This window comes from Pseudovibrio sp. Ad13 (assembly GCF_001623225.1).
Classification (GTDB): domain Bacteria; phylum Pseudomonadota; class Alphaproteobacteria; order Rhizobiales; family Stappiaceae; genus Pseudovibrio.
The window spans coordinates 227903-253574 of sequence record NZ_LMCC01000017.1; the positions used below are offsets into that span (position 1 = coordinate 227903).

Sequence of the window (25672 nt, forward strand, 5' to 3'; positions counted from 1 at the left end):
GGATAGGACCTATTCAACCTTACATAGGTGCAGACTGTCTCGATCCAAGCCCCACCCACTCACTATGAATTATCCGCCTATAGTACATCACGCAGTATTGCCATTAGAGAAAGCGCGTACCAAACCTGCATAGACAATTAGAAAGTGAACCTACATTTTCTTCAAAAATCAGAAACTGATTCTAATTTTAAGCTGCCGCTTGGTACTCTTTTAAAAATGGCATGATCGCAGCAGTGAAAATATCATTCACATCACCTGCCACCATATGACCAGCTTCTTTCACATCTGTGAATTGTGCATGGGGAACCAATGCGAGAAATTCATCGACATGGCTCTGCTTCACAAGCTCTGATGCCGCTCCACGAACAAGCATACTCGGCACTTTGAGATTAGCTGCTGCCTCCAACAACTCACTCTGCACCTTATCTTTTATATCAGCACGATCAGCGTGATGCGTGATAAAGCGAGGGTCCCAGTGCCAGCGATAGCGCCCATCATCCCGTAAACGCAGGTTTTTCGAAAGGCCGTCCAATGTCTTGGGCCGCTTTCGATGCGGAAGATAAGAGGCAATCATGTCCGCCGCTTCTTCCACACTGCCAAACCCGTCCTCAACCTTTTCAGCCATAAACGACAGGATCTTGCTCACCCCGCCTTCATCTAGGCGCGGGGTCACGTCAACCAGAATAACGCCAGCCAGAACGCCAGGACGCAAAGCCCCCTCAGCCAGAATAGACGCAAGACCACCCAAAGAAGCACCGATCGCAATTGGCTTGAAACCGGTTTCCTCATAGATTTGCGAGGCAGCTGCAGCAACATCTGCGCCGAAGTCAGAAAAGAAGTACTTCTCCCCTTCAACCCACGCACTGTCACCGTGCCCACGCATATCAAGACAGAACGCCTGCATACCTGCATTGGCGATCATCTCAGCAGTCTTGCCCCACGAATGTCTCGTCTGCCCGCCACCATGCATCATCATCACCGGCTGGCCTTTTGAGCCGAACCGGTCTGCAACAATGCGGTTGCCATCGGCTCCGATAAATTCGTGGGTGCCTCTATTCATGAAAATTGCTCCAAAAACTCTAATGTGCCTTTTTTGAAAATCTTGTCGCCAACAGCGGTCATATGGTCCCGGTTGGTAATCTCCAGATAACTGGCATTCGGCATAAGATCAGCAAGCGCCTTTGGATCACCGGCCACGTCATCGTTTGTACCAACAGCAACAAGTGTCGGTGCCGTAATCTTAGATACCATATCCTCAGAAATAGGCTTCCGGGCTGACTGCATACACGCAGCAAGCGCCCGCCGGTCTGATTTGGTCTGCTCTGCAAAGGCTCTGAAGGCACGACCCGTCCGGTCTTTCACATCAGAGATCTTGTCAGCCAACAATCCTTCAATGATTGGCTCAGGATTACCAACACCAGAAATCAAACCATACCCCATCCCGCCAAGCGACAGCGAGCGCACCCGATCCGGCGCTTGCAGCGCACAAAACGCAGAAATGCGGGTGCCCATGGAATAGCCAAGCAAGTCCGCTTTATCGATATAAAGATGATCCAGCAGTTTCAGCGCATCTTCGGCCATAACCGGAGCGCCATAATCCTCTGCATTGTAGTACTTGTAGCTTTCACCATGACCACGATTATCAATCGCAATCACACGGCGGCCATCCTTCACCAACAAATCAACCCAGCCGGGATATACCCAGTTGACGAACTTGTTGGATGCGAATCCGTGGATCAGCAGGATCGGATCACCCTCTCCTTCATCAAGATAAGCGATAGGGTGATCATTGTTATTGAATATTGGCATATTACCTAACGTTTACGTAAAGGAAAACTATGGGATCATGGGAGGGTAAATGTAAGGGTGGAGAAAGAAAAGGCCAAAGAACTATCAATTTGGACTAGTCCATCAACTATTCACAGAGGCTGAGAGAACACCAGTTCCGCGGTAAAACCTCGGTCCTAGGTGAAAAAACGCAGTACAGTTGTGGACCGCATCGATCTCGAGGCAATCAATCAGCGAGAAAAACTGTCTTTTTAACCAGAACCAATTTAATGTCGGCGGCAAATTTTTGTTCCATGGAGCTTGGCGAAAAAATGGCCGGTAAAGTCGTACCCCACTTTCACAACACCAATGGCGTTGACGCCATTAAAATCGGCGCCAAAGAATTTATGTGCATTGGCGCACGCCCCCCACAGGACCACCCACACGTTTTCCTCGACATGGGTGCTGATGACAACATAATCTGCCCATACTGCTCAACGCTTTACCACTACGATGCTGCACTCGGTTCTGCAGAATCTAATCCGGCTGACTGCGCCTGGGCACCTGATGCGGCCTAACAACCTCATTATCTGATCGATAAAACGAATAAACCGTAATCACATTGCTTTGCCTGATCCCGATAACCTCAGGCAATGCACGGCAGGCAAGCTGCGTAATGATACCAAAAAATATTGCTATCGCAGGAGCCGGGATCGCCGGACTTACAGCTGCGTTATACCTTGCCCGTAAGGGCCACAGTGTTTTCCTGTTCGACGCGGCCCCAGAGCTTTCCGAAGTCGGCGCCGGAATTCAGCTATCTCCCAATGCAATGAGATGTTTGCAGGCTCTTGGCTTAGGCCCTGCACTCATGTCCAGAGCCGTCTCTCCGGCCAGCGTCAATATACGCTCCGGTCAGGATGGCTCACAACTTGCAACCGTTCCGCTTGGCCGCATTGCCGAAGACCGATATGGCGCTCCATACTATGTGATTCACCGGGCAGATCTGCAACAGCTGTTATTGGAAGCTGTCCAGAACACACCGGAAGTCACTCTGCGGCTGGATACTAAGGTAGAATCCGCCGAAATCAACGGTGACACTGTCACGCTCAAGGGAGCGGCTTTCTCAGAAGCTCTTGCAGGTATACCGGATCAGTTTGACCTGCTCATCGGCGCTGACGGTGTCCGTTCAAGCATCCGCCAGACCACATTGGGTGGCGCACCTGCCAAACACACCGGTTTCGTAGCCTACAGAGCAACAGCAGAACCACCCTTCAATCTGGAACCTCTCCTGAGCACCTCAGGCCTGTGGCTCGCTCGCGACGCCCATCTGGTTCAGTATCCAGTAAAGAATGGCAAGCTGCTCAACATCGTCGCCATCACGAGGGAAGACTGGGAAGAAGACAGCTGGTCCCATCCGGTTGGCAGTGATCATGTCCGCAAGCACTTTCGCAACTGGGCTCCAGAGGCCTTGCGTCTGGTCTACCTGCCGGAAACATGGACCCGTTGGTCATTATGCGAGGTCGACACCCGCCCTGCATGGACCCAGGGTCCTGTTACTCTTATTGGTGACGCCGCCCACGCGATCCTACCGTTTTCAGCTCAAGGCGCTGCAATGGCAATCGAAGATGCTGCAGTCCTGTCCAAAATGGTCGACAAACACGGCGCAACACCGCAGGCCCTGCAAGCCTATGAGACTGCTCGCCGTCCACGCATTGAGAAAATGAGCAAGCTCGTTAAGTGGAATGACTGGGTCTACCATATGGGCTTCCCTCTTCGTATTGCACGAGATCTCGTCATGCGCTCCAACACCCCAAGTCAGCTTCTTGATCGGTTTAACTGGATCTATGAATGGACGCCGGAAGACCATACCGACTAAAAACTGATACGTATTCCCGAAAAGTGGGTCCGGTTTTCGGGTAAGAATGCGCATAAGAATAAGCAGCTATAGCTTGGCGCGTGAATGCAGATGAACGCGACACGCTCTGGCCGTTAAAGCCACCCATATTTCAGGAATACAGAAAGCCATGACCAATAAGATCATCACAGCGGGATATGTCGTTATTGGCGATGAAATCCTGTCTGGCCGCACCAAAGATAAAAACATCGGCTTTCTGGCAAGCTATCTCACGGATATCGGCATCGACCTGTCTGAAGTGCGTGTCGTGCCTGACGTAGAAGAAAAGATCGTCGAAGCCGTCAACGCTCTACGCGCAGAATACACCTACGTGTTCACATCCGGCGGAATCGGCCCGACACATGATGACATCACAGCAGATGCCATCGCAAAGGCTTTTGGTGTCTCAATTGATCTGGACCCACGCGCTTACAAGCTTCTGGAAGATCACTACGGCGCTGAGAACTTTACCCCTGCCCGCAAGCGCATGGCCCGCCTTCCTGATGGCGCCGACCTGATTGAAAACAAGGTGTCTATCGCACCCGGCTTCAGAATGGAAAACGTGCACGTCATGGCAGGCGTACCAGCCATCATGCAATCCATGGTCGATGCCATCGCACCAACGCTGAAAACCAGTCAAAAGATGCTTTCTGTGACTATTGAAGCCACTCTTCCTGAGAGTCGCATTGCCACAGACCTAGGGGAAATCCAGAAAAACTTCCCCGAAACCTCAATTGGCTCCTATCCGCAGTCAAAAGATGGAGTATTTTCCACACAGGTTGTTGTGCGATCTAGGTCAAATGATGTACTGGAACAGGCCAGTGAAGCCGTCCGAGCAGCCGTAGAAGCTGCAAAGACAAAATTTCTTTGAAAGAAGACACATGGATAATCAGCAGCAATCCAAAGCATTCCCGGTCTCTTGGGACCAATTCCACCGCGATTGCCGTGCCCTCTCTTGGCGCCTCGCCGACAAAGGCGAATTTACAGCGATTGTAGCCATCACACGTGGTGGCCTTGTTCCAGCTGGCATTATTGCGCGCGAATTGGGTGTTCGCACCATCGAAACAGTTTGCATTGCATCTTACCACGACTACGACGATCAGGGCGAGTTGAAGGTCATCAAGCCAATCGACCCGAAAGTGGTCGGCTCTGAAGGCGGTGAAGGCATTCTCATCATCGACGATCTGGTCGACACCGGTAAGACTGCAAAAGTTGTTCGCGAAATGCTGCCAAAAGCACACTTTGCAACCGTATACGCCAAGCCAATGGGTCGCGATCTGGCTGATACCATTGTGACTGAAGTTTCTCAGGATACCTGGGTGTACTTCCCATGGGATCTGGGCATGCAGTTCCAGCCGCCAATCTCTAAAGATACAGCAGGCTAATCAGCCCGCCGGAATTCTGCATAAGAGTTTCAAAAGCCTCGGCCTCACCGCCGGGGCTTTTTCCGTTCATAAGCCGGTAATGATCCAACCTTCACGAATGCATTTTGGCAGCACGAGACGAGGCGATGAATAACACCGGACTAGCGGCTATCTTAGACAAACTTATCCCCCTCGCTCAAATGTGCCCCCATACTAACTTCATCCCCACGTGACGGGCAGTTGGCGGACCGTCCGTCAGCGTGTCGTGGGCTGGGTGGGGCTTTTGAGAGAGGTAACGCATCTTTCAAAGGTCCGGTGGAACCGATTTTCAGACGTGACTGCATGGTCTGAGAGGAAGGGCCCAAGCTTGAGGGGCATCACGCAGTGGCATTTGTTAGTCAGAGCAATAAATGTCAGGGACAGAGGGCCTGTTTAGGCCGGGAAACTTGCCAAAGCAAAGCCGTTGTCTTTCCAGGAAACTGGCTATCGTGTCTTTCAGGATAAGAGGCGATGTTGTCCATATCAAAATGCCCGGGCAAGGCGCGTAGCCAATGCCAAAGACTCATTTCTAACAAGTAGCGCAGGCGTTGCCTGCCGCCTTGCTCATCCCGACCTTCGGGAACTCTGGTCCAACACTGCATGGGAGGCTATGCGGTGCTTATCGTGCGGGTGTACACGCATCATCAGATACCATGCTATTCGTTAGGCTCTCGCCTGCCTCAACACCGCACCTCGATGCCCCGATCAGCTATGATCTCATCAGTATCCAGCCGGCATCCAATCGCGTAGACTTCAACACCTGCCTTTACAGCCGCATCAAAAGCCTCACCATATTTCGGGTCAATATCACGCGCCAGAACAAGCACATCGCAATCATCACGCTGGATCAGAAACACCATAGCAGAACGATGGCCTTCCCGGACCATATCAGCAAGCTCATCCAGATGCTTTGCCCCACGCGCGGTCACAGCATCCGGGAACTCGGCAATCCCACCTTCGCGGGCCAGCGTAACGTTTTTCACCTCAACATAGGTGCGCTTGTCGCCCTCACCTTCCAGCAAAATGTCGATGCGGGAGTTCTTGCCATACTTCACTTCACGGCGAAGCTTTTCATAACCGACAAGCTCAGGAATACGCCCTGCTTCAATCGCCTCTTCGACCAGGCCATTCGGACGACTGGTATTGATACCCACCATCGCACCGTCAATCTCGAGCATTTCCCAAGAGTATTTCAACTTGCGCTTCGGATCATCATTAGGCGTCAGCCAGACCTTAATGCCCGGATCTTTCAAACCCATCATGGAGCCCGAGTTGGCACAGTGCGCTGTGATTTCAGCACCGCCATCATCAAGGGCCACATCAGCCAGAAACCGTTTGTAACGCTTAATCAGCCGGCCAGTGACCAGCGGTACATCAAATCGCATAGCGACCTTCCAAATTACTCAGATTATTTGGACCAGAAATCAGGGTCCAGAAGAATAAGAACCGTGAACAGTTCCAGACGCCCCAGCAACATCGCGGCGCACAAGATCCATTTCACCGGATCAGGCAGCGCCGCAAAGTTGCCAGATGGCCCGATCATGGTGCCAAGGCCCGGGCCAACGTTACCAACGGATGTCGCGGCGGCAGACACAGCGGTCACCAGATCCAGATGGAACAGGGACAAGATCAACGTCAGAATACCAACTGTACCGATGTAAACCACAAGGAACGCAAGAACGGAGAACGTCAGTTCTGGTGTCAGGTGCGTGTTACCATAGCTCACAGAGATCACACGGTTAGGCCGCACCATCCGCCGCATATGCGCGATCACAGTTCCGAAGAACACGAGAAAACGGAAGACCTTGATGCCGCCCGTTGTCGAGCCTGTACAGCCACCAACAAACTTGAGCAGAAACGCAAGTCCAATCACCGGAGCACCCCAGGAGGTGTAATCCCCCATGGCATAGCCAGTGCCCGTCACCACAGAAATCACGTTAAACGCAGATTGCAGGATCGCACTGCCAAAACTATCAGCATTGCCAGAAGTACCGAGATAAATCGTCAGAGCAAGAGAGATCAGACCAACCAGCCACAAAAATGCCCGTACCTGCGGATCACGCCAAAGCAACAGCGGCTGCCCGCGCAACGCCTGAATGATAAGCACAAATGGCAGCGCTCCCACAATCATGAAGACGACCGCAATCCAGCCGGTCACAGGATTGGTAAAGTACCCGAAGGAATTATCATGCGTGGAATAACCACCTGTCGCAATTGTCGTGAGACCATGGTTGAACGCATCAAACATCGTCATGCCAGAGAACCAGTACAGAACAATGCAAAGGCTGGTCAGAAACAGGTACGTCAAACTGATCAGGCGGATCAACTCAATGGAACGGCTAACAATCTTCTCGCTCTGGTCGGAGCTTTCTGTCTGAAACAGCTGCATTCCACCAATGCGCAGGAACGGCAAAAGTACGATCGCCATAACGACAATCCCAACACCGCCCATCCACTGCATCAGCGAACGCCACACAAGCAGCCCTGGCGGAAGTGAATCAAGCCCCGTCAGCACAGTAGAGCCGGTGGTGGTGAATCCCGACACGGCCTCAAACGCAGCATCAACATACGCAATACCCAGCCACAAAAACGGCAGAGCCCCAAACGCAGGCAACGAGACCCAGCATAGAGTTGTCAAGATAAAGGTCTGGCGTGTGTCCAGCCCGTCACGCAGCGCACCACCCATGGCCACGATTAGCAACATGCCAACCAGACCGGTAATTAACGATGAAATAATAAAGGCTTGCCAGTCAGCATTACGCGACACAACATCCACAAATGCAGGGACAAGCATGGCAGCAGCGAGGCCGACATAAAGGTACCCAAGCACACTTAAAACCGGTCGTATGGAAACCAACATCAATCCGCCGATATAAAATCCAATTTAACCCGCCCGCTAGTCACATGTTGTCCCTTAACGGACGAGATTGGAACGGTATGCTCTCAAACATTTATGAAGCATTGGTTTTAGGCCACTTAGTGATATCTGGCAATTGAATTAATCGGGCAACTACCTATTCACACAACAAGAATGAAACCGGACAGCCCAAACATGCTCAATGCACGGAATCCCTAGTCTTTCAGGGACGTAACGTCAACGCCAGAATTGAGGATTAAACAGCACCAGCACCGTAAAGAGTTCCAATCTCCCCAGCAACATTGCCGCAGAAAGTACAATTTTCGCACTGTTGGGGATGTCGGCAAAGTTTCCAACGGGGCCAACCACATCACCAAGTCCCGGACCGACATTAGAAACCGCAGTCGTAGCTGCACTCATAGCCGTCACCAGATCCAGTCCCAGTCCACCAAGAATGACGGTAATCAACCCCACAGTGGCCATATAGACCACTAAAAACGCAAGAACCGAGAACGCCAGTTCAGGCGTGATCTTTGTATCGCCATACCGGACAGGAACCACCTGATCAGGCCGGATCATCTTATTCATGTACGCACGAACAGTGCCAAAGAACACGATAAACCGGAAAATCTTGATGCCACCACTGGTCGAGCCTGTACAGCCACCAATAAACGTCAGCATCAGGAAGAAGCCCATCATCGGCGGGCCCCACGCCGTATAATCACCAAGTCCATAGCCCGTTGTGGTGATGATTGAAATCACCACAAACAGCGCTTCAACCACAGCACGGCCAAACGTGAACTTATTTTCAATGCCAAGATACAGAGCAGTCAAACTGGAGAGGACAATGATAACAAAGATAAAGACTCGTGCCTGAGGATCCTGCAGAAGTGCTTTCGGATTCTTGGTCAAGGATTTGATCAGCACAACAAACGGCAGTCCTGAGGCCAGCATAAAGACCACAGCCACCCATTCTGCTGCAGTGCTCTCAAAATATGCAAAGGACGCATCGTGAGTAGAAAAACCGCCAGAGGATAATGTCGTCATTGCATGGTTCACTGCATCAAACAACGTCATGCCAGAAAACACATAAAGGATTGTGCAGGTCAGCGTCAGCATGATGTAGACGCCACCAATCAAGCGCGTCAGATCAGTCGCACGGGCAACAATCTTCTCTCCGCGGTCAGAACTTTCTGTCCGAAACAGCTGCATCCCGCCAATACGCAGCAAAGGCATGAGCAAGATCGCCATAACGATGATGCCAACACCGCCGATCCACTGGGTCAGGGAACGCCAGAACAACAAACCCGGAGGCATACCATCCAGACCAATCAGAACCGTGGAACCTGTGGTCGTAAACCCCGAGACGCTCTCAAAAAAAGCGTTCTCAAAGCCGATTCCAAGGCTGAGAAAGGGCAGAGCGCCGCAGACTGGCATCACAACCCACGATGCTGTGGTCAGCAAAAACGCCTGTCGAATGGTGAGGTGTTCGAGTTTGTAGTTGGCCGTAGAAACAGCAAGCAGCAGGCCAAGCAAACCAACAAACAGAGAAGAGAGTGCAAACGCAATCCAGTCTGGATTGCTGAAGTAAATGTCCAGCAATGCAGGTGCCAGCATCAAAATAGCCAGCCCAACCAGAAAATATCCAAGCACCCGTAATACGGGACCCACCAGTGCCATAATATCTCTCATTTCAAGATGGGCTTCGCCTCGGGCGAGCGCACCAACACGCTTTAATCTCAAATCCTACAGAAACTCGGTTAAACTTCTCAGCAAACAGACACAACAAATCGGTTCGATGATTTTTGAGGTTACTGGGAAGTGAAAATTTGGGGCTCATAACGAGCCCGTAGATAAGTCCGGCAGGATGGATCGCCTATCTACGCCAAAAGTAGGGGGCAGCCAAGTTTTTTCTTATCCGGAATGTTCTCACCTCGGCAAAGTGCATAGCCATCAATGTACAATTTTACCGGGCGTGAAGCCAACTTGGTGTCAACAAAGTCCAATTTAAACTCGGAAAAACACTTGTATTACAAGTTCCCACAGCGCTGCGACAATACTACCTATAAGTCATTCTACCGCGACAGGATGTGATCCATAGATCACGTTTTTCATTAGCCTTAACACCCGCTCAAAGTGAATTAATTTCATTATACTGTTGTTTTAAATAAGATATTGTAGCCTGAAATTTCACAGTACCTAAAAACAAGGCAATTCAACAAAATCAATTAGATAGCTCATATTGTCGCAGTTTTCCGTCTTATAGATTTCATCAATGACGCGATAGACTCATACGATTTTATTTAAGCTGCATCCTTCTGCAAGTTCTCGCTGAACACCGTAAGCTTCCCTACGTCATTTCAGGTAGGGGCCTTTCGGAACTGAAGAACAGGGGAAGGGTATTCATGGTCTGAATTTGTGGTTTGCACGGTCTCTTGAAAAGACCCTGGAACCCGGAAGGAAAGGTACAGCGAGTTTGAAGCCGCTGACGCAGTTGCACTTTAACACCTCCCATTAAGCTGCAACTCAAAACCCGAAAATCCTGACGGTTCCAACTCCTCCCAGCAAACCAGAAATCAAGGCCATGACGTGAGATGCCTTCATCAGCTTCGCTCACCAAGCAAGCACTGTGAAGTCACACTCTCCTTTCCTCCGTCAGTTTTATGGAGAATGGCTGTTATGCTTCAGCAGACAGACAAACACGAAGAATCCTATAACGAGGCACACAAGCCTGCGAGCGAGTTCGAACAACGGTCTGATTATCTGGACCACGAACTCCAGATCATGAAACCACGCCGTTGGGGTCTCAACCTGCCGGGCCGCGACTTCCGTTTTGAAATGGAAGATTTTGTTCCCGCAATTGCAGGAACAATCGGCATCTCCGTGATGTACTCTGCGGTTATGACAGCATGGGCAACCGGCCTCACAGCAAAATGGCCACACGTCAATCTTGGTGCTGAGTGGATCATTGAAGTGGTCCGCGTTGAGATGCTCATCCCGGCCCTACTCTTCTGCATCATCGGCTCTGGTTTCCTCAACCCACGTGCAAACCTTGCAGGCAACCACGGTCCAATGATCCCACTCATTGGCTCCATCGCTCTTGCAGGCGCACACCCTCTGGCACTGGCAGCACTCGTCTGTGCCTTCGGCCTCCTCCTCAGTTACTTCAAAGGTGGCTCTCGTCTGGTGAACCTAACCAGTCAGGGTGTTGCTGGCGGTTTGCTCGTGTTCCTTGGCTTCATGGGGGCAAAGGGGCAAATCACATCCCTCTTCAGCTGGGCTGGCGGCCTGCAGGCGAAGCATGACCTTGCTTACAGCCTCTCTTACGTCGCTCTGGCAATCTTTGCCGTCAACATCGTGCTCTACGCCTTCCTCGCAAAGGTCGGTAAGCGCTGGCTCGCAATTCCAGCTTGCTCCGTCATCGCGGTTGTTCTGGCGCTCGCACTCGGCGCGGGTGTTGACCTTCAGTTCACCACAGCTCCTGGCCTGCCAAACATGAACCCATGGTACTGGTGGGGATCTACTGAGACCGGCTGGCAGCTTGGCATCCCTAGCTTCAACCACTTCGTTGCATCTCTGCCTTGGGCAATTCTGGCAGTCGCAATGTGGTCTCCGGACTTCCTTGGTCACCGTATCTTCCAGGAACTCAACTACCCTAAGAACACCGATAAAGTTCTGATGGACGTTGATGACACCATGACCTGCTGCTCCCTGCGTCAGTTCACCGGCACATTCTTCGGCGGTGGTAACATCACCTCCTCTTGGGGCACCTACATGATCCCAGCAGCAATCGCGAAGCGTCCAATCCCTGCAGGCGCAATCCTGCTCGGCGCACTGTGCATCGTTATCGCTACCATCGGCTACCCAATGGACGTAGCAGTATGGCAGCCCGTGATGTCCTGTGCTCTTCTGGTTGGTGTGTTCCTTCCACTTCTGGAAGCTGGCCTGCAGATGGTAAAATCCAGCAACGACACCAACTCCGCTGGTATCTGCATCTTCGCAGCAATCGTGACCAACCCTGTTCTGGCATGGGCAATCACCATGTTCCTCGACAACAATGGTCTCATTGGCGACAAGGAACGTGCAGAACGTCTGAGCTTTGCAGACCGCATCATCATTCCAGCAGGTGCAGTGATCATCTGTACTCTGGCAATGGCTGCAGTTGGCATGCTCCCAGGTATTCCAGCTCTCTTGTAAGCTAAACCACACCAAATCATAAAAGCGCATCGCCCAGCGGTGCGCTTTTTTCGTTTCCTTAGGCACTGCGACAATACGCACCTGCGTAAAACCTGACGTCAGTAACGCACAGTACGGATGACAACCTCACCTTCATCTGGCAAATTCATAGGCACCAAGCAGCCCTACTCCTCTGATATTTCAAAATAAATCAGAGCGTGCAAAATTTTTCACCGCACCACTTTCTGCTTTTGGCTTTGCCCTATCCTCCACAAACCCACATTGTAATAGATTACATCTATAACGTGATAGACTCTGGCGATTTCAACTAACCATGTGTTAGATGCAGACTCAACGTATGGATGCAGGCTTCCTCCCTCTCGCCTGCCTCCTAGGCGCATTCCCGAAATGGGGCTCGATTTTCGGAAAACAGAATGTAGTCGCAACAAAAGATCGAGGCGGTTTGCCGGGCGAGGCAATGCAAACTGCTTTGATTGCTCTAGGGGTTTGCTGATGTTTAAAATACCAAGCTTTATGCTGAAAGACGCGATCGTAGCCAAGCCGGGCTTCAATCGTTGGTTCGTTCCACCGGCTTCCATTGCAATTCACCTGTGCATCGGCTCCGCCTATGCATGGAGTATCTACAATCCGGCACTTGTAAGAGAAATCGGCGGCATAGCGCCAGCAGCTGAAGATTGGTCTCTCAGTTCTGTGGTCTGGATCTTCTCAGTCGCAATTCTGTTTCTTGGCCTGTCTGCCGCTGTTGCAGGCAAATGGCTTGAGAAAGTTGGCCCGCGCTGCGTTGGCACAACAGCTGCCTTCTGCTGGGGAGGTGGTTACATCATCGGCTCAATTGGCATCATGACCCACCAGCTCTGGCTGCTGTATCTGGGATATGGCGTCATTGGCGGCTGTGGCTTGGGCCTTGGGTATGTTTCACCCGTCTCCACCCTGATCCGCTGGTATCCTGACCGCCGCGGTCTGGCAACCGGCATGGCCATCATGGGCTTTGGCGGCGGCGCAATCATCGCAGTTCCGCTGAAAAGCTGGCTTCTGGGCCTCTATGCCAAAGCACCTGACTATCTCGGCCCTCTCGCTGACGTACAAACAACCGTAGAAAACGGAGTGCGCTACGTACAGGTTGCAGGCCAGAAGCTGGAAGCCATTGTCGTCAGTGCATCTCAAGCAGAAGCTGCCTTTGACGGTGCCCAAGCAGGCGTTTACCTAGCAGGCACAGGCAACACTGGCGCAGCATCAACCTTCCTCACATTGGGTATTGTCTACTTCTTCGTGATGATCCTCGCTTCCTTCGCCTACCGCATTCCCGCACCAGGCTGGAAACCGGAAGGTTGGGAGCCACCACAGGAAGACCCTGCAAAACAAGGCCTTATCACTCGCAACCATGTGCATATTGATACAGCACTGCGGACACCACAGTTCTATCAGCTCTGGATCGTGCTCTGCTTCAACGTGACAGCTGGGATTGGCGTGATCTCCGTTTCCAAAACCATGATCTACGAGATCTTCGGCAATGGCATGCCAACCATCGTAGACGGAGCCTTCACCGCAACCTACGTTTTGATGATCTCCGTCTTCAACGCTATGGGTCGCCTCGGCTGGTCTACTCTTTCTGACTATATTGGCCGCAAGAACACCTACACCGTCTTCTTCGTGCTGGGCTCTTTCCTATACCTCTCCATTCCGCTCATCGCGGCAGAAGCAGGTGCTAGCCCCTCCGTGATGTGGCTGGTGATGTTCTACGCAGCCACCATGACCATCTTCACCATGTACGGCGGCGGTTTTGCAACAATCCCTGCGTATCTGGCAGATATCTTCGGCACCAAATTCGTCGGCGGTATCCATGGTCGCCTGCTCACCGCATGGTCTGCGGCAGGTGTTGCTGGTCCATTCCTCATCACATTCCTGCGCGAACGGTCTGTAAACACCAAAATCCATGAGCTTGCGGAAAAGGTTGATCCAGCCTTATTCCTCCAGACCTTCGGTGAAGGCAAAGAGAAACTGGCCGAGCTCATCGCAGCAAAGTCCATCTCTGTCTCAAGACTGATGGAAGTGGCTCCGGAAGGCACAGTTGATCCAACTCCGAGTCTCTACAACACCACAATGTATGTGATGGCTGGACTGCTCGTCGCAGCACTCGTCTCCAACCTCCTCATGAAGCCAGTCCACCCCAAGTATCACATGGCTGAGGACGCACTGGGCGAAGGAGAAGCCACAACAACAAAACCGGCAGCATCTGGCAAACAAACATCTGCACCAATGCCTGCTGAATAAAAAGCAAACCCAAACAACTAAGCCCGCGATCATCGCGGGCTTTTTTTATGAGCAACTCTAGAGCGCGTTCCGTTTGATTGTATTCAATCAAACGACAAGAATTCGCTCAAAATAAAGGAGTTAGAGCATGAGGTGTGAATGTAAATGAACACAACAGGCTCTAAAGCTGTACCATTTTCTAATCAGCCTGCGCTGGAATCAGCGGCTTCTTATACTGAGCCGCACAATCCGCCAAAGACGTAATAATCGCAGGCTCCAGCTCACGCTTTGTCATCACCATACCGATGCTGTGCGAAACCACTGGCTTAATCAGCGGGACGGAAACAATTCCTGCTCCAAGCGACAAGGCAGAAAATTCCGGCAAGATCGCGCAATACCCCGCACGGATGAACCCGCCAAGCGACGGGATTGTCTCTGCCTCAACCTCGGGGTCCAACTCAACACCGAGGAAGCGAAGCGTGCTATCCACCATCAACCGGTTTTGCAACTTCGGCGAAAGCGCCACCATCGCCCCGGCATTCACAGCCGTCTCCCATTCCACTGCGTCTACCCCTTGCAAGCGATGCCCTGCTGGCATGAACAGACGGTAGTCTTCCTCATAAAGCGTAAAACTGCTGTGCTTCTTTGCATCACTGAACTGAGTGTACGTGATGCCGGCGTCGATCTGATAATCCTCAAGAGCCTTATGGATTTCATCATGGCTCATCAGTTGGATCGTCGCATGTGCATGCGGATGGCTCTTCTTCAAATCCAGAATGAGAGAGGCTGTCGCAACATCAGCTGAGGGAATAACGCCGATATTGACCTTGCCGAACACCTCAGCACTCTTTCCCGCAACCTCGTTCCGCAAACTATTACAGTCCGCAAGCACCTTCTTCGCCCAAACGAGAATGCGCTCCCCTTCCGCAGTCAATCCATGAAACTTCTTGCCACGTTCAATAATGGGAACGCCCAGCTCAATTTCCAGCTGGCGAATTCGGCCTGACAACGTTGGCTGCGTCACATTACAAGCCGCAGCGGCACGGGTAAAATGCCGCTCTTGAGCCAGAGTAACGAGGTATTGTAACTGCCGAATATCCAAGGACGATCACCCTTCACACAACGCTTGATAGAAACGCTCTATAGCACAATAGAGCAATCAGATCAGAATGGGCACGGACACTATAGTGTATCGCCGAAAAGTGGAAGCCGGTTTTCGGATAAAGATACGCAAGCAAAAAATGCCAATGCAGTTCACCAGGTCCTGCCTAGATGCGAACTGCATTAGCATTTGTTTTTTCAAAGAAAAGCAAAACAAATGCGCTGCGTACTTACGCCACAGGAGTATCAGAGTGACCTTTTCACAGAGTTTCCAGTGCGAACCATGACTTGGCCACATTGCCTCTCTTATCTGCCAATCTCAGTTTCCAGTGATTTGCAATCGGACCTTCCATGGCAAAAATCATTTCTCGTCCGCTCCTTTGGGCAGTCGGCACAGCCTTTTTCGTAATGCTGGCAGTCTTCGCCACTTACTTACTCTTGCCCTATGATCTGCCCGGCTCCGCAAACCTCACAAAAGTTAAAGATGAGCGCCTGCCAGCCCTGCGCGCAGATCTGACCTTCAAAGGAATGACCTTGGGAAACCCCGTTTTCCTGCGTGTCTTTAAAGAAGAAAGTCGGCTGGAAGCATGGATCCGGTCTGGCAAAACCTATCAGCCCTACAAATCATGGGAGATTTGCAAATACTCTGGTGATCTGGGGCCAAAGCTGAAAGAAGGCGACGGTCAGTCTCCTGAGGGCTTTTACAATGTGTCAGCCAGACAATTGAACCCGAACAGCAGATATCACCTCTCCTTCAATCTCGGTTTCCCGAACGCCTTTGATCAGTCACTGGACCGCACAGGCTCTTACTTGATGGTCCACGGTAACTGCCTCTCCATCGGCTGCTACGCCATGACCAACCAACATATCGAGGAAATCTATCTGCTCGTGGAAGCTGCCCTTCAGAACGGACAAGGCGCAGTCCCAGTCCATATCTTCCCCTTTGAGATGACAGAGGAAAACCTCAGCAAGCACGCCAACTCAAACTGGCTGAACTTCTGGCGCAACCTCAAACAGGGCTACGACCTATTCGAAGAAAACCGCATACCACCAGATGTGTCGGCAGAAGGAAAACGTTACAGATTTGATGTTTAGCCTACACCCTGAAAGCAGGTAGCTAGAGCAATGCTCCAACTACCCTCATTGATTACTCATCAAGCCTAGTGGCAGTGATAGGTCCCACGTTTGCGATCATTATGGCATCCATCACTATTCGTCCCACCGCTATGCGCCGCAGCTACCCCAGCTCCTAAAGATACTGCAAACATTGCTAGGAATACACCAGCAAGAACTTTCCGCATTTTCCGCTCCATTAGTTCTCTTACAACAATGCGGAAATTACATTTTTCTTAAAATCAGCATATTCGGTAAAACAACAACATGCAGAGAACAGGTGAAAATATATAACTCATTGCATTGCCGAATCTTCTTTTGAGGACAACACAAGCAAATTGCTTCGAACCGCACTGAAAAACCATCACGCATTCTTGGCGAAAAAACTGTGCAACAGTCTCACTATTGCAAGTTTACAATATAATTTTTTGGGAGAGTAATTTGGTGCGGACGGCGGGACTCGAACCCGCAAGCCCAAGGGCGGCAGATTTTAAGTCTGCTGTGTATACCAATTCCACCACGACCGCTTGCAGGCACCTGAGTACACGAGCAAACCACTTTCGTGCAAGTGCCTCTTTTCCGTTATCCAAGAAGTTCCTATGGCTTATCCCGGATTAAGCCCCTCAAAAAATCGATAGAATCCTGACAGGAACCACGGAATGCAACGGGCTTCACAAAATGCGTGCGCAGTTAAGGATCTGACCTTCTTTTTTCGCTACACCTTTCAAAAATACCCGATATAAGTGGGGAAACACCAGATTACTCCCTAGAATGCCCCTAAAAAAATAGGAGAAGCTTCTACGGAGAAGCAGGGCTTGCGAGCAAGCATAACGGCATTTTACAGTTCCTCATGATGTAATCTGCGTTCGTCCCTGCGCGAAACGGAACAAGGAAAAAACGGGAAAATGATTGACTACGTAGACGCTGCCAACGCGCCCCTGAAAAATACCGGACAGATCAAGATCTACAGCCAGGAAGATTTTGAAGGTATGCGCAAAGCAAGCCAGATGACTGCACAGTGCCTCGACGCACTTGTGCCGCTGGTGCAACCAGGCGTCACAACGCAGGAAATTGATGACTTCGTTTTCAAGTTTGGCAAGGAGCGCGGCGGCGTTCCGGCAACACTGAACTATCGTGGCTTCAGCAAATCCTGCTGTACTTCCATCAACCGCGTCATCTGTCACGGCATCCCTGACTCGAAGAAGAAGCTGAAAGAAGGCGACATCGTCAACATCGACGTTACCTACATCGTTGATGGCTGGCACGGCGACAGCTCCCGCATGTATCCGGTTGGCAAACTCAAGCCAGCAGCCAAGCGCCTGATTGAAGTCACCCACGAATCTCTGATGCGTGCTCTGGAAGCTGCCAAGCCGGGCAACACCACAGGTGATATTGGTCATGCGATCCAGGAATACGTAGAATCAGAGCGTTGTTCCGTTGTCCGCGATTTCTGCGGTCACGGCGTAGGCAAGCTGTTCCACGACATGCCAAATATTCTGCATTACGGCCAGAAAGGTTCTGGCATCGAGCTCAAGCCGGGCATGATTTTCACAATTGAGCCAATGGTAAATCTGGGACGACCAGATGTGAAAGTGCTGAAAGACGGCTGGACGGCTGAAACCAAAGACAAAACATTGTCTGCTCAGTTTGAGCATTCCATCGGCATCACCTCAACAGGGTGCGATATCTTCACAACATCACCAGCAGGCCTGTTCAACCCAATGGAACCGGAAGCCGGAGCCGCTGCTTAGCCGCACCAAGTAAGGAGGGGGAATGAAACAAACCAGTTTCGGGTTTCATGAGGTAACTCCCTCTCCTCAGGAGCAGGCACCCACCGTGCCTGCACTCCAGAGCCATATCCCTCTGGACGAACCGGCAACTCTCCCGGTTCCGCCCTCTGCTAAACAGAGTAAATCCCCTAAGCCAGCCGCCAAACACTATCACGGTCATCGTGCACGCTTGCGTGAACGGTTTGAGGAAACAGGCCTGGACGGCCTCCAATCCTACGAGTTGCTGGAGATGCTCCTCTTCTCCTCCATCAAACAGGGCGACACCAAACCACTGGCAAAAGCACTGTTGGCTCAGTTTGGCTCCTTCGCGCAAGTTCTTGCAGCTCCAAAACAACGGCTGGAAGAGGTTCCCGGTTGCGGGCCACGCACAGCAAGTTTTATCAAAGAAATGCAGGCCGCATCTATTCTCTACGCTAAAGCGCAGGTTGTAGAGCGCGACCCCCTCTCCTCCTGGAGCAAAGTTCTGGAATACGTTCGCGCAGCTATGGCGCACAACGACAAAGAAGAATTCCGCATCCTGTTTCTGGACAAAAAGAACCGCCTCATCGCAGATGAAGTCCAGCAGACCGGAACAGTTGACCACACGCCCGTTTATCCGCGCGAAGTTACAAAACGGGCATTGGAATTGTCAGCCTGCGCGGTCATTCTGGTCCACAACCACCCTTCTGGCGACCCAACACCATCCCGCCAAGATATTGAAATGACGACGAAAATTTCAAACACATTGGAACCACTAGGGATAGTGCTGCACGATCACATCATCATAGCCGGCTCAGGTCACGTCAGTTTCAGAGGCCTTCAACTCATCTAAGCTATCCCCAGCAGCAGAACTCCATTCACATAAATTTCCCAAGCGATCGATAAAACACGTCGGTTGTACAGGCTCACTCAAGCAAAATCTCCGAACATAAGCATGGGCAAGTGCGTTTTCGCATACAATCAAGAGTTTTAAAGGCAGCATGAGTAAATTGCCGATGGCGGGACAACCGAGTTCGAAAACTCCCATGACTTCAGCAGTGTTGGGCAGTACTTTCGGCAATACGATTACACGAGGCAAAAAAATCGGAGCCCGCATGATGGCTCTGTTGATCCTGTGTGTTGTAGCTGCAGCTTTGGCTGTTGGGTATCTGGCGTTCTACTGGTCAACCCAGCGTGCGCTCGACTTTGAGGTCGATAAAGAAGTTCGCCTCGTACAGAGCAACCTCAAAGTGTTCCGCAATGGGCTCGCAAATGAAGCAGAGCGCATCGCCATCTCAAACAAGGCATACGCTTCTGTTCTTTCAGAAGAAACCAACATCCTGCTGGATGAGGATCTGACACCGACCCCAAGCACACGTGGTGATCGGGACATCTTCGTCATCCTCAACAAGGATATGAAGCCGCTTTACACCTACCGCCGCGACCTGCCATGGCACAGCGAAGTCTTTGAAGATCAGCTTCGTGGCCAGCTTGATGCCACACTGTCTGAGCTGGAAACACGGGCCAACACGAAGCAAACCCAGTTCCGTGTACCTGAACCACTGCGCAGCCACGCCCCTCTGGCATTGAGCTTGCGCGATGTTGTTCTGGTTGATGGTGCAATCGGCCTCGCCACAGTTGCAGCAATCACTCCGTCAACAGCACCGCCAAAAGGTATGCCAACAGTTGCCGGTTATCTGCTTTGGGTACGGTCACTGGACATCCGGTCCATCAGATCCTTTGAGGAATCAACGGGCTTGTCGGAAATGTTCATCACCACGAACAAGCCAAAAGCCGACTTCCAGCGTGTATCCCTGCCATTGCTCCGCCGCAACGGCGAGATCATCGCCAACCTGAGCTGGAAAACCACCGCAGCCTCTGGCGCGATCTACACCAACTCATCACCGTATTTTCTGGGAACCATCATCGCTATCTTGCTGATGACGATTCTCATTCTGCTCCGTTACATCAAGATGACAGACCGCATCTTGCAAAATGAAGCAGATGCGACACATGCAGCACTCCATGACGCCTTGTGTGGCCTGCCCAACAGAACATGGTTCGAGATTTTTGCAGCTGACGTGCTGCGACGCGACCGACAAAAACAGCGTATTACTGGCATTGTATTTCTGGATCTGGACCATTTCAAACAGATTAACGACAGCTTGGGCCACTCCATCGGCGATGAAGTCATCAAACTCGTCGCCGAACGCCTCAAAGTGTCGATCAACATGGAAGACCGGGTCGCGCGCGTCAGTGGAGATGAGTTCCTCATCGTACTGGCGCACCGCACCAGCATGGATGAGATCATCGAAACCTGCATGTACATCGAGAAGATGCTCTCGGATGCCTTCAAGGTTGAGAAACACAAGATCCTGACTACAGCCAGCATGGGCGTCGCGCTATCTCCTGAGCATGGACACGATCTGACAGCGCTTTTGCGCCGAGCAGATATTGCACTCTATCAGGCAAAGAAACTGGGCCGTGGCCGTTATGTGCTCTTTGAAAAGGAGATGGAGGACACTCTTCAGATCTCCCGCGAAATCGAAGAGGATATCAAACGCGCGCTCAATGCCAACGAATTCCAGAACTACTACCAGCCTATCATGGACAACACCGGCAAGAACATTCTGGCAGCCGAGGCTCTCATTCGCTGGAACCATCCGAAAAAAGGTCTTTTGCCACCAGCTGCATTTCTGCCGGTAGCTGAAGAATCCATGCTCATCAACCGCATTGGTGAGTGGGTGTTGGAGAACGCGATCAAGGATGGTTCAACCCTGAATGACGTCACCATGTGCGTGAACGTCTCTCCAACCCAGTTGCGGCATCCGGAATTCCCTGAGCTGGTCAACACATTGCTGGAAAAGTACCAGCTGGAACCTAACCGCCTGGAACTGGAAGTCACTGAAGACGTTCTAATCAACTACTCAGAAACAGTGGTTGAAGTCATCGAGCGTCTTCGTAATCTCGGCGTAAAAATTGCGCTGGATGATTTTGGAACTGGCTTCTCATCTCTCAGCTACCTGCGCCGCGATCTGTTCGACAAAATCAAGATCGATCGTTCCTTCATCAATGGTGCGGTGACTGATGCCAAAGCCAGAGAGATTCTGGCAAGCTCAATCACTCTGGGGCTCCGTCTTGGCATGGATGTGTGTGTTGAAGGCGTGGAAGAAGAAGAGCAGAAAGAACTGCTGCTCACCATGGATTGCCCAATGATGCAGGGTTATCTGTTCTCCCGCCCAATCCCACTTGGCAAGTTCCGTCTATGGCGTGATGACAGGGATGAAGAAGTGGAACAGAAGCCACGCAAAATCAGAGTGGGCGCAGCAGAATAATCTGCGCCCTTCGCGATCGGCTGTCATCTCAATTTAGTTCTCAGAAAAACTCTTCCAGAACGCAGCAAATGTCTCGCTGGTTTCCTGCTTGAAAGCAAAAGGCCCCTTGGCCGCTTCCTCCCAGCGCACACCGGAATTTTTCAGCACAGCAACACCCTGTTGTCCAAACTGCATCTTAAGCTGGTCAACAAGCCAGGCCTTCACCTGATCACGGCGTTGAACCGCAAGACCACCATTATCGTGCAGCACAGAGTGATGTCTGTCGCTGGCCTCAATCAGCTCACTAAGGCCCCTGTTGTCCATTGCACTCAGCATCAACACAGGAACCTTCCAGTCCCCTCTCTTCGCACTCAAGCTCATGGCACCTTCCACATCCGCACGAGCACGGCTGGCAACGTCCCCCATATCAGCCTTGGTCACGCAGATAATGTCCGGCAGCTCCATGATACCCGCCTTCATGAACTGAAGGCTGTCACCAGATCCCGGCTGAATACAAAGCACGCAGGTATCAGCCACAAGAGCCACATCTGCCTCAGATTGGCCAATACCAACACTCTCCACGATCACACGGTCCATCACAGCCCGCATCAGGATCACCGCAGCAATTGCATGCTCGGAGAGCCCGCCAAGCCGGTCTCGCGCCGCCATGGAACGCACAAAAATCTTCTGATCTTCCGGATCTGTTGAAAGTCGTGTCCGGTCACCCAGCAACGATCCACCAGTCACCTGAGAAGAGGGATCAACCGCAATCACACCAACGCTTTTATCCGCGCTGCGGTATTCCGAAATCATTGCATTTGTCAGGGTGGATTTCCCAACGCCGGGAGGTCCGGTCAGCGCGATCACATGCGCGATTGGGTTTTGCAACGCCTCATCTAGCAAAGAGATCAACTGAGGATGCCCCTCATAACTCTCGATAGCACTGAGCAAACGTGCAAGAGCTGGCTTCCCGCCAGCTCTCAGGTCTTCCAGATTGACAGGAGCCGACCGAGGCCAGCTCCTCCCCTTTTTCACAAAGCCACTCACCCCTTGTTCCGCTGAGCCAGCACTGCCTGAGCAGCAGCAAGACGCGCAACAGGAACACGGAACGGAGAACAGGACACGTAGTTCAAACCAACAGTTTCGCAGAAGGCGATGGAGGCTGGATCACCGCCATGTTCTCCGCAAATACCAAGTTTGATATCAGCTTTCGTCTTACGGCCATTCGTGGCTGCAAGCTTCACCAACTGGCCAACGCCGTCCACATCCAATGAGACGAACGGATCTTTCTCCATCACCTTCCGTTCCTGGTACTTGCCCAGGAAGGACGCGGCATCATCACGAGAAATACCAAAGGTGGTTTGCGTCAGATCGTTGGTGCCAAAAGAGAAGAACTCGGCAGACGCAGCAATCTCTTCAGAAAGCAGCGCGGCCCGTGGCAACTCAATCATGGTGCCAACAGAGTACTCAGGCTTTTCGCCCAGTTCCTTGGCCACAACTGCCGCTGTACCGTCAATGCTCTCGCGAACAATATCCAGCTCGCTCTTCAAGCCAACCAGCGGCACCATAATTTCAGGTGCCACCTTGCGGCCATGACGCTTGGAAACATCCAGCGCAGCTTCAAAGATAGCCCGTGCCTGCATCTCTGCAATTTCCGGATAGGAAATCAGCAAACGGCAACCACGATTGCCGAGCATCGGATTGAACTCTTCCAGCTCTTCCGCACGCTCACGCAGCTCTTCCGGATCAATGTCCATCTGCTTGGCAACCTCAGCAATGTCCTCTTCCGTCTTAGGAAGGAATTCATGCAGTGGCGGATCAAGCAAACGAATGGTGACCGGACGATCAACCATCAGCTCAAAGATATCGATAAAATCCTGACGCTGGATCGGAAGCAACTTCGCAAGCGCAGCTTTGCGTTCTTTCACCGTATCAGACAAGATCATTTCACGCACCGCAAGGATACGTTCGCCTTCAAAGAACATGTGCTCGGTACGGCACAAACCAATACCTTCAGCTCCAAAAGAAAGCGCAACTTTCACATCAGCAGGTGTTTCTGCATTGGTGCGAATGTTCATGCGGCGAATGTTATCAGCCCATTCCATCAGCTTTTTGAAATCACCGGAAAGCTCAGGCTCCTGCATTTGGACCTTGCCGGCAAGCACCTGGCCATTGCCGCCATCAATGGTGATTGTATCACCCTTGCCAAAGCTGCGACCGTCAACCGTCATGGTCTCATTACGGGCGTCAACACGAATGGTTCCAGCGCCAGCAACACAAGGTTTACCCATACCGCGCGCAACAACAGCCGCGTGACTGGTCATTCCGCCACGTGTTGTCAAAATGCCTTCCGCAGCATGCATGCCGTGAATGTCTTCAGGGCTGGTCTCTGTACGAACCAGAATAACAGAGCGGCCATTGGCCTTTTCTGTTTCAGCATCGTCAGAGTTGAACACGATCGCACCGCAGGCAGCACCCGGAGAAGCTGGCAGACCAACAGTCAGCTCATCCCGTTCGCTGGCAGGATCAATGGTCGGGTGCAGCAGCTGATCCAGAGAAGACGGCGCAATGCTCGCAACGGCTTCTTCTTTGGTGATCAGGCCGCTCTCAGCCATATCAACCGCAATCTTCAGCGCAGCTTTCAGCGTCCGCTTACCGTTACGGGTCTGAAGCATCCAAAGCTTGCCGTGTTCAACGGTAAACTCCAGATCCTGCATATCGCGGTAATGGGTCTCCAACCTGTCACAAACAGCCTGGAACTCCGCAAACACCTCAGGCATGGTCGCTTCAAGAGATGGTTTTTCGGAATGCGCCTCAATGCGGGCTTTCTCGGTGATATCCTGCGGCGTACGAATACCCGCAACAACATCTTCACCCTGCGCGTTGATGAGAAATTCGCCATAAAGCGCGTTTTCACCAGTGGACGGGTTACGGGTAAAGGCAACACCAGTCGCAGAGTTTTCGCCTGTGTTACCAAACACCATCGCCTGCACGTTCACTGCAGTGCCCCAGTCCTCTGGGATTTCGTGCAGGGCGCGGTAAGTCTTGGCCCGTGGGATCATCCAGCTCTTGAACACGGCGCCAACGGCACCCCAGAGCTGCTCTTCAGGATCCTCAGGGAAAGGACGACCAAGCTCTTCTTCAACCTTGTCCTTATAAGCCGCGACGATCTGTTTCCAGTCGTCGCCGGTCAGGTCAGTATCAAGGGAGTAGTCGTACTCGTCCTTGAAATCCTCCAGAATTTCTTCGAAGTGATCGTGGTCTACGTCCAACACTACATCAGAGTACATCTGGATGAAACGACGATAGCTGTCATAAGCAAACCGGTCATCGTTTGCATCTTTGGCCAGCGCTTCAACAGTCCGGTCGTTGAGACCCAGATTCAGAACCGTATCCATCATACCCGGCATGGAAACACGGGCACCGGAACGCACAGACAACAGCAACGGTTTGGACGTGCTGTTGAACTTACGCTCTGTCAGCTCTTCAACAGCCGCAATGGCAGCATGAACCTGCTCTTTGAGCTCGGAAGGATACTGCTGACCTTCATCATAATAGTGCGTGCAAACTTGCGTTGTAATGGTAAAGCCGGGAGGGACAGGCAATCCTAGTCTGCTCATCTCGGCAAGGTTTGCACCCTTACCGCCCAGCAGCTCCTTCATAGAAGCATCGCCCTCGGTTTTGTTTTCTCCAAAGATGTAGACCCACTTGGTCATAACACCCCCCTTTATTGAGTGAGACGACAACCAATCTCACTTGGAATTGCACCACTGCCCACTATCTGCAATGAACAGGGTCATTATAGCAAGAGACTCAGACCTCGACCTTAGTGTTATTGCGTAAATACTTCTGAATTCTTGAGAAATATCAATATACTTACTTATCCGCAGATACTTGAAAAAATGTAGGTTCAATTGAAAGAATGTTCGGATACACTTAACAACATGCGGTGAGTTATCCGGCTGCTATAAAAACGCCATTCTTCGCTACTAACAGATTGATGTAATATTGAGTCGCAATCGGCTCTC

18 protein-coding genes and 1 tRNA gene are annotated in these 25672 nt (G+C 51.6%); 10 read left to right on the forward strand and 9 right to left on the reverse strand.

Annotation, left to right across the window (positions count from 1 at the left end):
• Positions 1–187: 187 nt before the first annotated feature.
• Positions 188–1060, reverse strand: a complete 873-nt coding sequence (locus PsAD13_RS20700; protein WP_063319339.1) for an alpha/beta hydrolase — start codon at positions 1058–1060, stop codon at positions 188–190.
• The gene (locus tag PsAD13_RS20705) at positions 1057–1809 is read right to left on the reverse strand and encodes an alpha/beta hydrolase (protein WP_063297991.1); all 753 of its coding nucleotides are present in this window, start codon (positions 1807–1809) and stop codon (positions 1057–1059) included. Before PsAD13_RS20705 ends, PsAD13_RS20700 begins: the two co-directional genes overlap by 4 nt.
• 290 nt (positions 1810–2099) lie before the next feature.
• On the opposite strand from PsAD13_RS20705, the gene PsAD13_RS20710 reads away from it, so the two are divergent.
• The 4 genes from PsAD13_RS20710 (at position 2100) to gpt (ending at position 5046) form a co-directional block, all read left to right on the forward strand.
• Positions 2100–2345, forward strand: coding sequence for a zinc-finger domain-containing protein (locus tag PsAD13_RS20710; RefSeq protein ID WP_063292823.1), 246 nt, complete (start codon positions 2100–2102; stop codon positions 2343–2345).
• A gap of 98 nt (positions 2346–2443) precedes the next feature.
• A complete protein-coding gene (locus tag PsAD13_RS20715; protein ID WP_063319340.1) occupies positions 2444–3643 on the forward strand; it encodes an FAD-dependent oxidoreductase in 1200 nt (399 codons plus the stop codon).
• Between the two features lie 148 nt (positions 3644–3791).
• Positions 3792–4532, forward strand: coding sequence for a competence/damage-inducible protein A (locus tag PsAD13_RS20720; RefSeq protein ID WP_063289540.1), 741 nt, complete (start codon positions 3792–3794; stop codon positions 4530–4532).
• Between the two features lie 10 nt (positions 4533–4542).
• Positions 4543–5046, forward strand: coding sequence for a xanthine phosphoribosyltransferase (gpt, locus tag PsAD13_RS20725; protein ID WP_057462537.1), 504 nt, complete (start codon positions 4543–4545; stop codon positions 5044–5046).
• 698 nt (positions 5047–5744) lie between these two features.
• On the opposite strand, the gene sfsA is transcribed toward gpt, so the two are convergent.
• The 3 genes from sfsA to PsAD13_RS20740 all read right to left on the reverse strand — a co-directional run bounded on the left by sfsA (position 5745) and on the right by PsAD13_RS20740 (position 9574).
• Positions 5745–6449 (reverse strand): DNA/RNA nuclease SfsA, encoded by a 705-nt coding sequence (gene sfsA, locus PsAD13_RS20730; RefSeq protein WP_063319341.1) that lies wholly within the window; start codon positions 6447–6449, stop codon positions 5745–5747.
• A gap of 23 nt (positions 6450–6472) precedes the next feature.
• Positions 6473–7924, reverse strand: coding sequence for a TrkH family potassium uptake protein (locus PsAD13_RS20735; protein WP_063307918.1), 1452 nt, complete (start codon positions 7922–7924; stop codon positions 6473–6475).
• A gap of 234 nt (positions 7925–8158) precedes the next feature.
• A complete protein-coding gene (locus PsAD13_RS20740) occupies positions 8159–9574 on the reverse strand; it encodes a TrkH family potassium uptake protein (RefSeq protein ID WP_082831075.1) in 1416 nt (471 codons plus the stop codon).
• A 1026-nt stretch (positions 9575–10600) separates the two neighbouring features.
• Here PsAD13_RS20740 and PsAD13_RS20745 point away from each other — a divergent pair.
• Together PsAD13_RS20745 and PsAD13_RS20750 are read left to right on the forward strand one after the other, a co-directional pair.
• Positions 10601–12118 carry a DUF3360 family protein gene (locus PsAD13_RS20745; protein WP_208986840.1) on the forward strand — a complete coding sequence of 506 codons (1518 nt, stop codon included), beginning with the start codon at positions 10601–10603 and terminating at the stop codon, positions 12116–12118.
• A gap of 492 nt (positions 12119–12610) precedes the next feature.
• On the forward strand, positions 12611–14389 hold the full coding sequence (locus tag PsAD13_RS20750) for an OFA family MFS transporter (protein WP_063319343.1): 1779 nt from the start codon (positions 12611–12613) through the stop codon (positions 14387–14389).
• Between the two features lie 178 nt (positions 14390–14567).
• Here the strand turns inward: PsAD13_RS20750 and PsAD13_RS20755 are convergent, their stop codons facing one another.
• A complete protein-coding gene (locus PsAD13_RS20755; RefSeq protein WP_063319344.1) occupies positions 14568–15470 on the reverse strand; it encodes a LysR family transcriptional regulator in 903 nt (300 codons plus the stop codon).
• Between the two features lie 350 nt (positions 15471–15820).
• On the opposite strand from PsAD13_RS20755, the gene PsAD13_RS20760 reads away from it, so the two are divergent.
• Positions 15821–16564: a murein L,D-transpeptidase family protein gene (locus PsAD13_RS20760; protein WP_084404790.1), complete on the forward strand. Its 744-nt coding sequence runs from the start codon at positions 15821–15823 to the stop codon at positions 16562–16564.
• A gap of 460 nt (positions 16565–17024) precedes the next feature.
• Here the strand turns inward: PsAD13_RS20760 and PsAD13_RS20765 are convergent.
• A tRNA-Leu gene (locus PsAD13_RS20765) sits at positions 17025–17109 on the reverse strand.
• A 378-nt stretch (positions 17110–17487) separates the two neighbouring features.
• Here PsAD13_RS20765 and map point away from each other — a divergent pair.
• The 3 genes from map to PsAD13_RS20780 all read left to right on the forward strand — a co-directional run bounded on the left by map (position 17488) and on the right by PsAD13_RS20780 (position 21665).
• Positions 17488–18333 carry a type I methionyl aminopeptidase gene (gene map, locus PsAD13_RS20770; RefSeq protein ID WP_063292731.1) on the forward strand — a complete coding sequence of 282 codons (846 nt, stop codon included), beginning with the start codon at positions 17488–17490 and terminating at the stop codon, positions 18331–18333.
• Between the two features lie 22 nt (positions 18334–18355).
• Positions 18356–19183 carry a DNA repair protein RadC gene (gene radC / locus PsAD13_RS20775; RefSeq protein WP_063292732.1) on the forward strand — a complete coding sequence of 276 codons (828 nt, stop codon included), beginning with the start codon at positions 18356–18358 and terminating at the stop codon, positions 19181–19183.
• A 193-nt stretch (positions 19184–19376) separates the two neighbouring features.
• Complete coding sequence (locus tag PsAD13_RS20780) at positions 19377–21665, forward strand: bifunctional diguanylate cyclase/phosphodiesterase (RefSeq protein ID WP_208980701.1); 2289 nt, start codon at positions 19377–19379, stop codon at positions 21663–21665.
• Positions 21666–21698: 33 nt separating this feature from the next.
• Here the strand turns inward: PsAD13_RS20780 and PsAD13_RS20785 are convergent, their stop codons facing one another.
• Together PsAD13_RS20785 and ppdK are read right to left on the reverse strand one after the other, a co-directional pair.
• Positions 21699–22679, reverse strand: a complete 981-nt coding sequence (locus PsAD13_RS20785) for a methylmalonyl Co-A mutase-associated GTPase MeaB (RefSeq protein ID WP_208986841.1) — start codon at positions 22677–22679, stop codon at positions 21699–21701.
• Positions 22680–22687: 8 nt separating this feature from the next.
• Positions 22688–25360, reverse strand: coding sequence for a pyruvate, phosphate dikinase (gene ppdK, locus PsAD13_RS20790; protein ID WP_063319345.1), 2673 nt, complete (start codon positions 25358–25360; stop codon positions 22688–22690).
• Positions 25361–25672 lie beyond the last annotated feature (312 nt).

Bases quoted from the DNA above. Each gene is read 5' to 3' on its own strand.
- PsAD13_RS20700 (WP_063319339.1), bottom strand. From the start codon at position 1,060: ATGAATAGAGGCACCCACGAATTTATCGGAGCCGATGGCAACCGCATT.
- PsAD13_RS20705 (WP_063297991.1), bottom strand. From the start codon at position 1,809: ATGCCAATATTCAATAACAATGATCACCCTATCGCTTATCTTGATGAA.
- PsAD13_RS20710 (WP_063292823.1), top strand. From the start codon at position 2,100: ATGGCCGGTAAAGTCGTACCCCACTTTCACAACACCAATGGCGTTGAC.
- PsAD13_RS20715 (WP_063319340.1), top strand. From the start codon at position 2,444: ATGATACCAAAAAATATTGCTATCGCAGGAGCCGGGATCGCCGGACTT.
- PsAD13_RS20720 (WP_063289540.1), top strand. From the start codon at position 3,792: ATGACCAATAAGATCATCACAGCGGGATATGTCGTTATTGGCGATGAA.
- gpt (WP_057462537.1), top strand. From the start codon at position 4,543: ATGGATAATCAGCAGCAATCCAAAGCATTCCCGGTCTCTTGGGACCAA.
- sfsA (WP_063319341.1), bottom strand. From the start codon at position 6,449: ATGCGATTTGATGTACCGCTGGTCACTGGCCGGCTGATTAAGCGTTAC.
- PsAD13_RS20735 (WP_063307918.1), bottom strand. From the start codon at position 7,924: ATGTTGGTTTCCATACGACCGGTTTTAAGTGTGCTTGGGTACCTTTAT.
- PsAD13_RS20745 (WP_208986840.1), top strand. From the start codon at position 10,601: ATGCTTCAGCAGACAGACAAACACGAAGAATCCTATAACGAGGCACAC.
- PsAD13_RS20750 (WP_063319343.1), top strand. From the start codon at position 12,611: ATGTTTAAAATACCAAGCTTTATGCTGAAAGACGCGATCGTAGCCAAG.
- PsAD13_RS20760 (WP_084404790.1), top strand. From the start codon at position 15,821: ATGGCAAAAATCATTTCTCGTCCGCTCCTTTGGGCAGTCGGCACAGCC.
- map (WP_063292731.1), top strand. From the start codon at position 17,488: ATGATTGACTACGTAGACGCTGCCAACGCGCCCCTGAAAAATACCGGA.
- radC (WP_063292732.1), top strand. From the start codon at position 18,356: ATGAAACAAACCAGTTTCGGGTTTCATGAGGTAACTCCCTCTCCTCAG.
- PsAD13_RS20780 (WP_208980701.1), top strand. From the start codon at position 19,377: ATGACTTCAGCAGTGTTGGGCAGTACTTTCGGCAATACGATTACACGA.
- ppdK (WP_063319345.1), bottom strand. From the start codon at position 25,360: ATGACCAAGTGGGTCTACATCTTTGGAGAAAACAAAACCGAGGGCGAT.